This window comes from Pseudomonas sp. PS02288, assembly GCF_029959715.1.
In the GTDB taxonomy this organism is placed as follows: domain Bacteria; phylum Pseudomonadota; class Gammaproteobacteria; order Pseudomonadales; family Pseudomonadaceae; genus Pseudomonas_O; species Pseudomonas_O kuykendallii.
The window spans coordinates 26324-34137 of sequence record NZ_JASCPA010000058.1; the positions used below are offsets into that span (position 1 = coordinate 26324).

A 7814-nucleotide genomic window follows, 5' to 3' on the forward strand; every position below is an offset into this window, starting at 1 on the left:
AAAAAATTCTTCTGGCGCGCTTTTCTATCGTTTTTTTCAACTTCCTTGCCATAAGCATCCACGCTGATTAGTGTGGCCCCATGCCGAACGATCAAACCCTCCTGCTGCTTCGCCAACTCGCCTGCCTGAGCCTGGTCAGTCCGCGACTGCGTCGCTTCCTCTGATCGACGCCCGCAACCTCTCCGGCCGGTTGGCCAACCCACGATTTCAGGAACGCCCCATGAGCATGCTCAAAGATCCGTCGCACAAGTACCGCCCCTTCACGCGCATCGATATCCCCGACCGTACCTGGCCGGACAAGATCATCGACAAGGCGCCGATCTGGCTGTCCACCGACCTGCGCGACGGCAACCAGTCGCTGATCGAGCCGATGGACGCCGAGAAGAAGATGCGCTTCTTCAAGTGCCTGGTCGCCGTGGGCCTGAAGGAAATCGAAGTGGGCTTCCCGTCCGCCTCGCAGACCGATTTCGACTTCGTCCGCGAGCTGATCGAAGGCGGCCACATCCCGGACGACGTGACCATCCAGGTGCTGACCCAGGCGCGTGACGACCTCATCGAGCGCACCTTCGAGTCCCTAAAGGGCGCCAAGAAGGCCATCGTCCACTACTACAACGCCTGCGCGCCTAGCTTCCGCAAGATCGTCTTCAACCAGGACAAGGCCGGCGTCAAAGCCATCGCCGTGGCCGCCGGCACCACCATCAAGCGCCTGGCCGCCGCCGCGCCGGACACCCAGTGGGGCTTCGAGTACTCGCCGGAAGTGTTCAGCAGCACCGAGATCGACTTCGCGGTCGAGGTGTGCAACGCGGTGATCGAGGTGTTCCAGCCGACCCCGGCGAACCCGTTGATCCTCAACCTTCCGGCCACCATCGAGTGCGCCACGCCGAACAACTACGCCGACCAGATCGAATGGTTCGGCCGTCACGTCGACCGCCGCGACAGCGTGCTGATCAGCGTGCACACCCACAATGATCGCGGCACCGGCGTCGCCGCCTCGGAACTGGCCGTGATGGCCGGCGCCGACCGCGTCGAGGGCTGCCTGTTCGGCAACGGCGAGCGCACCGGCAACGTCTGCCTGGTGACCCTGGCGCTGAACCTCTACACCCAGGGCGTCGACCCGCGGCTGGACTTCTCCGACATCGACGCGGTGCGCAAGGTGGTCGAGGACTGCAACCAGTTGCCGGTGCACCCGCGTCATCCATACGTGGGGGACCTGGTGCACACCGCGTTCTCCGGTTCGCACCAGGATGCCATCCGCAAGGGCTTCGCCCAGCAGAAGGAAGGCACCCTCTGGGAAGTGCCGTACCTGCCGATCGATCCGGCCGACATCGGCCGCGATTACGAGGCGGTGATCAGGGTGAACAGCCAGTCCGGCAAGGGCGGCATCACCTTCCTCCTCGAGCAGGAGTACGGCATCAGCCTGCCGCGCCGCATGCAGATCGAGTTCAGCCAGGTGGTACAGGGCGAGACCGACCGTCTCGGCCTGGAGATGACCGCCAAGCAGATCCACCAGTTGCTCGAGCGCGAATACCTGCAGACCAGGGCGCCTTACGCACTCAAGAGCCATCGCCTGCAGGAAGAGAACGGCACCAGCGCGGTCGACCTCGACGTGCTGGTCGACGGCGAAGCCCGGCACCTGCACGGCATCGGCAAGGGTCCGCTGGAAGCCCTGGTGTCCGCCCTGCCGGTCAAGGTGGAAATCATGGACTACCACGAGCACGCCATCGGCGCCGGCGCCAACGCCAAGGCCGCGTCCTACATCGAGATCCGTCTCGATGGCGAACGCCCGCTGCACGGCATCGGCATCGACGAGAACATCACCACGGCGAGCTTCCGCGCGCTGTTCAGCGCCCTCAACCGCGCGGTGAAACAGGCCGGGCAGAAGCACCGCGCCGCCTGATCCGGCGCGCTGTAACGCAAAAGGGATGCTTCGGCATCCCTTTTTCGTTGCCGTCGCTGCCGAGATGCTGCAGCCCTCTCTCGGACGATCAGGCAACGACCGAGCAGCTCTGAGCAACCGATTGGCGCGGCATCTGCCGTAGGCTTTGCCTTTGACCATCCGCAAGAGGAACCCGACATGATCAAGACCTTCGGCTATGCCGCCCAGAACCCCAGCGCCACCCTTGCGCCGTACTCGTTCCAGCGCCGCGAAGTCGGTGCCGACGACGTGCAGATCGACATCCTCTACTGCGGCGTCTGCCACTCCGACCTGCACACCGCGCGCAACGAATGGAAGAACACCCTCTACCCGTCCGTGCCCGGCCACGAGATCGTCGGCAAGGTGGTCGCCGTCGGCGCCAACGTGAAGAACTTCAAGGTCGGCGATACCGCCGGCGTCGGCTGCATGGTGGACAGTTGCCAGTCCTGCCCGTCCTGTGGCGAAGGCTTGGAGCAGTACTGCGAGAACGGTTTCACCGGCACCTACAACGGTCCAGTATTCGGCGGCGAGAACACCTTCGGCGGCTACTCGGACAACATCGTGGTCAACCAGAAGTTCGTTCTGCGCATCAGCCACAGCGACAACCTGGCCGCGGTGGCGCCGCTGCTCTGCGCCGGCATCACCACCTACTCGCCGCTGCGCCAGTGGAACGTCAAGCACGGCGACAAGGTTGGCGTGGTCGGCCTCGGCGGCCTTGGCCACATGGCCGTGAAGATCGCCGCGGCGATGGGCGCGCACGTGGTGCTGTTCACCACCTCGCCGAACAAGCGTGAAGACGCCTTGCGCCTGGGCGCCGCCGAAGTGGTGGTGTCGAAGAACGCGGACGAGATGGCGGCCCATGCCAACAGCTTCGACTTCATCCTTAACACCGTGGCCGCGCCGCACAACCTCGACGCCTTCCTCGGCCTGCTCAAGCGCGACGCGACCATGACGCTGGTCGGTGCCCCGGAAACGCCGCATCCGTCGCCGGAAGTGTTCAGCCTGATCTTCAAGCGTCGTCGCCTGGCCGGTTCGCTGATCGGCGGCATCGCCGAGACCCAGGAGATGCTCGACTTCTGCGCCGAGCACGGCATCGTCTCGGACATCGAGATGATCGCTATGCAGGACATCAACGAAGCCTACGAGCGCATGCTCAAGAGCGACGTGAAGTACCGTTTCGTGATCGACATGGCGACGCTGAAGGAAGCCGGAAAGGCCGCCTGAGTTCCAACTGCGGTGCGCACGGCGCACCCTACGATCCAGCAAACGGCGCCAGCGGGGCGCCGTTTTTGTAAGGTGCGCCGCACGCACCGTCTCGCACCTATTCGAGGTGAAAGGCGTCGGCATCCCGATAGGCCGGAAAACGCTCGCGATAGGCGTTCAGCCCGGTCGCCGACAGGCTGACGCGGAACACGCCGTCCGCATCCCGCGCATCCAGCAGGCAGTCGCCCTGGAAGTCCAGCACCTGGCTGTCGCCGCTGTAGGCGTGCCCCTTGCCGTCTTCGCCGATGCGGTTCACCGCCGCCACGTAGCAGAGGTTCTCGATCGCCCGCGCCGGCAGCAGGCGGTTCCAGTGCTGCCGGCGCGCCGCCGGCCAGTTGGCGACGTACAGCAGCAGGTCGGTATCGTGGGGATCGCGGCTCCACACCGGAAAGCGCAGGTCGTAGCAGACCAGCGGGCGCACCCGCCAGCCCTTGAGTTCGAACAGCACCTGGCGCTCGCCCGGGGTGTAGTGCTGGTGCTCGCCCGCCATGCGGAACAGATGGCGTTTGTCGTAGTGCAGCAGTTCGCCGTCCGGCGTTGCCCAGAGCAGCCGGTTGCGGTGAAACCCGGAGGCATCGCGCACGATCAGGCTGCCGGTCACGACCGCATCCAGGCGCTGCGCCTGTTCGCGCAGCCAGGCGCTGGTGGCGCCGTCCTCGGCCTCGGCCAGGTGCTCGGAATGCATCGAGAAGCCGGTGCTGAACATCTCCGGCAGGACGATCAGGTCCGCGCCGCGCGCCTGCTCCAGCCGCGCCTGGAAATGCGCGCGGTTGGCCTCCGGATCGTGCCAGGCCAGGGTGGTCTGGATCAGTGCCAGTTCGAGGTGTTCCTGCTTGCTCATGCGATGCTCCTTTTGCGTAGTACGCGGGATGCTTCTGGCACATCGATCCAGGATGGGGGTGAGTGCACGGTGCGCATGGCGCACCCTACGAACGGCTCAGATCGCGCAGAGCCGCCGCGCGGCCTCGCGCAGGGTCTCCTCGCGCTTGGCGAAGCAGAAGCGCACCAGGCGCAGATCGCTGGGGGCGGACTGGTAGAACACCGAGATAGGGATCGCCGCGACGCTGTGCTCGCGGGTCAGCCATTCAGCCATCTGCACGTCGTTCAGGTCCGGGCGGATCGCCGAATAGTCGACCAACTGAAAATAGGTGCCGGCCGCCGGCGTGAAGACGAAACGCGAGTCGGCCAGCAGGTCGCAGAACAGGTCGCGCTTGGCCTGGTAGAAGGTCGGCAGCTCGGCGACGTGCTCCGGGTGCCGGGCCATGAAATCCGCCAGGGCGTACTGCAGCGGCGTCACCCCGCAGAAACTGACGTACTGGTGGACCTTGCGCAGCTCGGCGCTGAGCGCCGGCGGCGCCACCACGTAGCCGGTCTTCCAGCCGGTGACGTGGTAGGTCTTGCCGAAGGAGCTGACCACGAAGGCGCGCGCGTACAGCTCGTCGTGGGACAACACGCTGGCGTGGGCGAGGCCGTCGAACACCAGGTGCTCGTAGACTTCGTCGCTGAGCAGGTAGAGGTCACGGCCGCGGATCAACTCGGCGAGGCGGTCGAGGTCGGCCGGGCCGATCAGCGAGCCGCTGGGGTTGTGCGGCGTGTTCAGCACGATCAGCCGGGTACGCGCGTTCAGCGCGCGCTCCAGCGCGGCCCAGTCGAGGGTGAATTCGGGTGCCTGCAGTTGCAGGTGCACGCAACGGCCGCCGGCCAGCTCCACGGAAGGCTCGTAGCTGTCGTAGCAGGGGTCGAAGACGATGACCTCATCGCCCGGGCGCACCAGGGTCTGGATCGCGCAGAAGATCGCCTGGGTCGCGCCGGGGGTGATGGTCACCTCGCTGTCGGCGTCGACCGCGCGGCCGTAGAGGGCGCCGATCTTCGCCGCGACCTGCTCGCGCAACGCCGGCAGCCCGGTCATCGGCGCATACTGGTTGTGGCCGCTGGCGATATGCCGGCCGACCGCCTCGCGCAGCGCTTCCGGGCCGTCGTAGTCGGGAAAGCCCTGGGACAGGTTGATCGCCCCGGTCTGCGCGGCGAGCTGCGACATGCGGGTGAAGATGGTGGTGCCGACGTGGGGCAGTTTGCTGACGATCATGGTGGCTATCTGGGCGGGACGCCTGTCTGGGTCGCGGGGACCGGGCAGGCAAGAATAGCCGATGCCGGCGGGCGGATTCGAGGCCGTCATCGATAAGCGCCGGCGAAGGCGTAGACTCTTTGCCAATCGCCCGCGCTGTCCTATCCTGCGCGCCCCACGCCGGCGGAGAGCCCAGCATGACCCGCATGATTCCCACGCCATCGCCCTGGAACGAGATTCGCGCGGAGGCCGAACACGCCAGCACCCGCGAGCCGGCCCTGTCCGCCATCCTGCAGCACGCGCTACTCGCCCACGAAAGCTTCGGCACGGCGCTGGCGCACCGCGTCGCCCAGGGCCTGGCATCGGGAACCCAGCAGGAAGCCGCGCTGGCGGAACGTTTCGCCCTGCTCCACCGCGAGGAGCCGGCGCTCGCCGAAGCCGCCTGGCAGGACCTGCAGGCCACCGTCAGCCGCGACCCGGCGTTCGAGTCGATGCTCGAGGTGTTCCTCTTCTCCAAGGGATTTCTCGCCTTGCAGGCGTACCGCCTCGCGCACCGGCTGCACCTCGACGGCAACCGCCTGCTGTCGATGTTCATCCAGTCGCGCAGCAACGAACGCCTGGCCATCGACATCAACCCGGCCAGCCGCATCGGCCGGGGGATCATGTTCGATCACGGCAGCGGCATCGTCATCGGCGAAACCGCGGTGGTCGGGGACAACGTCTCGATCCTGCAGGGCGTGACCCTCGGCGGCACCGGCAAGGAATGCGGCGATCGACACCCCAAGGTGCGCTGCGGCGTGATGATCGGCGCCGGGGCGAAGATCCTCGGCAACATCGAGATAGGCGAAGGCGCCAAGGTCGGCGCCGGCAGCGTGGTGCTGGCCAACGTGGCGGCGCACACCACCGTGGTCGGCAACCCGGCGCGCCGGGTAGGCACGCCGCGCCACGATCAGCCGGCGCTGGACATGGACCAGTCGTTCGATCAGGACAGCTGAGGCGCCAGGACGGCGCCTCGTTCGGGCAGGAGCGGCAGGCGTCCGCCTACAGGAGCATCAGCGCTTCTTGTCGCGACGCTTCTTCTCGGCCTTCTTGTGGTGGCTCATCAGCCGGCGCTTCTTGTTCACCTGGCGATCCGTGAGGGTGTTCTTGTTGCCCTCGTAGGGGTTGTCGCCGCCCTTGTACTCGATACGGATCGGCGTACCGACCAGTTTCAGCACGCGGCGGAAGGTGTTTTCCAGGTAGCGCGTGTAGGACTTCGGCACCGCGTCCACCTGGTTGCCGTGGATCACGATCAGCGGCGGGTTGGCACCGCCGAGGTGGGCATAGCGCAGCTTGATGCGGCGCCCGCTGACCATCGGCGGCTGGTGCTCCTGCACCGCGTCCTCGAGGATCTGCGTCAGCCGGTTAGTCGGCCAGCGGGTGATCGCCGAGGTGAACGAGGCCTGCACCGATTTGTACAGGTTGCCCACGCCGGTGCCGTGCAGCGCGGAGATGAAGTGGATGTCGGCGTAGTCGACGAAGAACAGCCGGCGCTCCAGCTCGGTCTTCACGTAATCGCGCTCACCCGGCTCCATGCCGTCCCACTTGTTCAGCGCGATCACCAGCGCCCGACCGGACTCGATGGCGAAGCCGAGCAGGTTGAGGTCGTGGTCGACCACGCCTTCGCGGGCGTCCATGACGAAGATCACCACGTTGGCGTCCTTGATCGCCTGCAGCGTCTTCACCACCGAGAACTTCTCGACTTCCTCGTGGATCTTGCCGCGCTTGCGCACGCCGGCGGTGTCGATCAGCGTGTACTTCTCGTCGTTGCGCTCGAAGGGGATGTAGATGCTGTCGCGGGTGGTGCCGGGCTGGTCATAGACCACCACGCGGTCTTCGCCGAGCATGCGGTTGACCAGGGTCGACTTGCCCACGTTGGGCCGGCCGATGATGGCGATCTTGATGCCGTCCTTCTCGCTCGGGCCGGGAATGCGCTTGGCTTCCTCGCCTTCGGCGACGTCCTCGTCGAGGGCGTTCTCTTCCTCGTCGCGGGCGAAGTCGCCCAGCGCCACTTCGAGCATCTGGGTGATGCCGCGACCGTGCGCGCCGGCAATCGGCAGCGCCTCGCCGAGGCCCATCGGGGCAAACTCGGCCCGGGCGATGTCCGGGTCGATGTTGTCGACCTTGTTCACCACCAGGTAGCTGCGCTTGTTGCGCTTGCGCAGGTGCTCGCCAATCATCTGGTCGCCGGCGGTCAGCCCGGCACGGGCGTCGACCAGGAATAGCACGACATCGGCTTCCTCGATGGCCAGCAGCGACTGCTCGGCCATCTTCTCGTCGATGCCCTCTTCGTCGCCGGAAATGCCGCCGGTGTCGACCAGGATGTAGCTGCGCCCTTCCCACTTGGCTTCGCCGTACTGACGATCGCGGGTCAGGCCCGACAGGTCACCGACGATCGCGTCGCGGGTGCGGGTCAGGCGGTTGAACAGGGTCGACTTGCCCACGTTGGGGCGGCCCACCAGGGCGATTACCGGAACCATTGGCTCCTCCAGCGTTGAATCTACGAAAACACGTCGGCCGCTGCGGGGGCAG

At 66.3% G+C, this 7814-nt stretch carries 6 protein-coding genes; 3 read left to right on the forward strand and 3 right to left on the reverse strand.

Going from position 1 to position 7814, the window contains the following annotated elements; all coding sequences use genetic code 11:
• The first annotated feature begins 220 nt into the window (after positions 1-220).
• A complete protein-coding gene (gene leuA / locus QMX85_RS19395; protein WP_282343637.1) occupies positions 221-1897 on the forward strand; it encodes a 2-isopropylmalate synthase in 1677 nt (558 codons plus the stop codon).
• Between the two features lie 177 nt (positions 1898-2074).
• A complete protein-coding gene (locus QMX85_RS19400) occupies positions 2075-3139 on the forward strand; it encodes an NAD(P)-dependent alcohol dehydrogenase (protein WP_282343639.1) in 1065 nt (354 codons plus the stop codon).
• Between the two features lie 97 nt (positions 3140-3236).
• On the opposite strand, the gene QMX85_RS19405 is transcribed toward QMX85_RS19400, so the two are convergent.
• Positions 3237-4019 carry an amidohydrolase gene (locus QMX85_RS19405; RefSeq protein ID WP_282343641.1) on the reverse strand — a complete coding sequence of 261 codons (783 nt, stop codon included), beginning with the start codon at positions 4017-4019 and terminating at the stop codon, positions 3237-3239.
• Positions 4020-4115: 96 nt separating this feature from the next.
• A complete protein-coding gene (locus QMX85_RS19410) occupies positions 4116-5264 on the reverse strand; it encodes a pyridoxal phosphate-dependent aminotransferase (protein ID WP_282343643.1) in 1149 nt (382 codons plus the stop codon).
• A gap of 185 nt (positions 5265-5449) precedes the next feature.
• Between QMX85_RS19410 and cysE the strand changes: the two genes are divergently transcribed.
• Complete coding sequence (cysE, locus tag QMX85_RS19415; RefSeq protein ID WP_348775234.1) at positions 5450-6238, forward strand: serine O-acetyltransferase; 789 nt, start codon at positions 5450-5452, stop codon at positions 6236-6238.
• A 57-nt stretch (positions 6239-6295) separates the two neighbouring features.
• Here cysE and der read toward each other — a convergent pair whose 3' ends face one another.
• Complete coding sequence (der, locus tag QMX85_RS19420) at positions 6296-7762, reverse strand: ribosome biogenesis GTPase Der (RefSeq protein ID WP_282343647.1); 1467 nt, start codon at positions 7760-7762, stop codon at positions 6296-6298.
• Positions 7763-7814: the final 52 nt, after the last annotated feature.

What these genes read in the sequence shown, in the direction of transcription:
- leuA (WP_282343637.1), top strand. Translation starts at nt 221, where the DNA reads ATGAGCATGCTCAAAGATCCGTCGCACAAGTACCGCCCCTTCACGCGC.
- QMX85_RS19400 (WP_282343639.1), top strand. Translation starts at nt 2,075, where the DNA reads ATGATCAAGACCTTCGGCTATGCCGCCCAGAACCCCAGCGCCACCCTT.
- QMX85_RS19405 (WP_282343641.1), bottom strand. Translation starts at nt 4,019, where the DNA reads ATGAGCAAGCAGGAACACCTCGAACTGGCACTGATCCAGACCACCCTG.
- QMX85_RS19410 (WP_282343643.1), bottom strand. Translation starts at nt 5,264, where the DNA reads ATGATCGTCAGCAAACTGCCCCACGTCGGCACCACCATCTTCACCCGC.
- cysE (WP_348775234.1), top strand. Translation starts at nt 5,450, where the DNA reads ATGATTCCCACGCCATCGCCCTGGAACGAGATTCGCGCGGAGGCCGAA.
- der (WP_282343647.1), bottom strand. Translation starts at nt 7,762, where the DNA reads ATGGTTCCGGTAATCGCCCTGGTGGGCCGCCCCAACGTGGGCAAGTCG.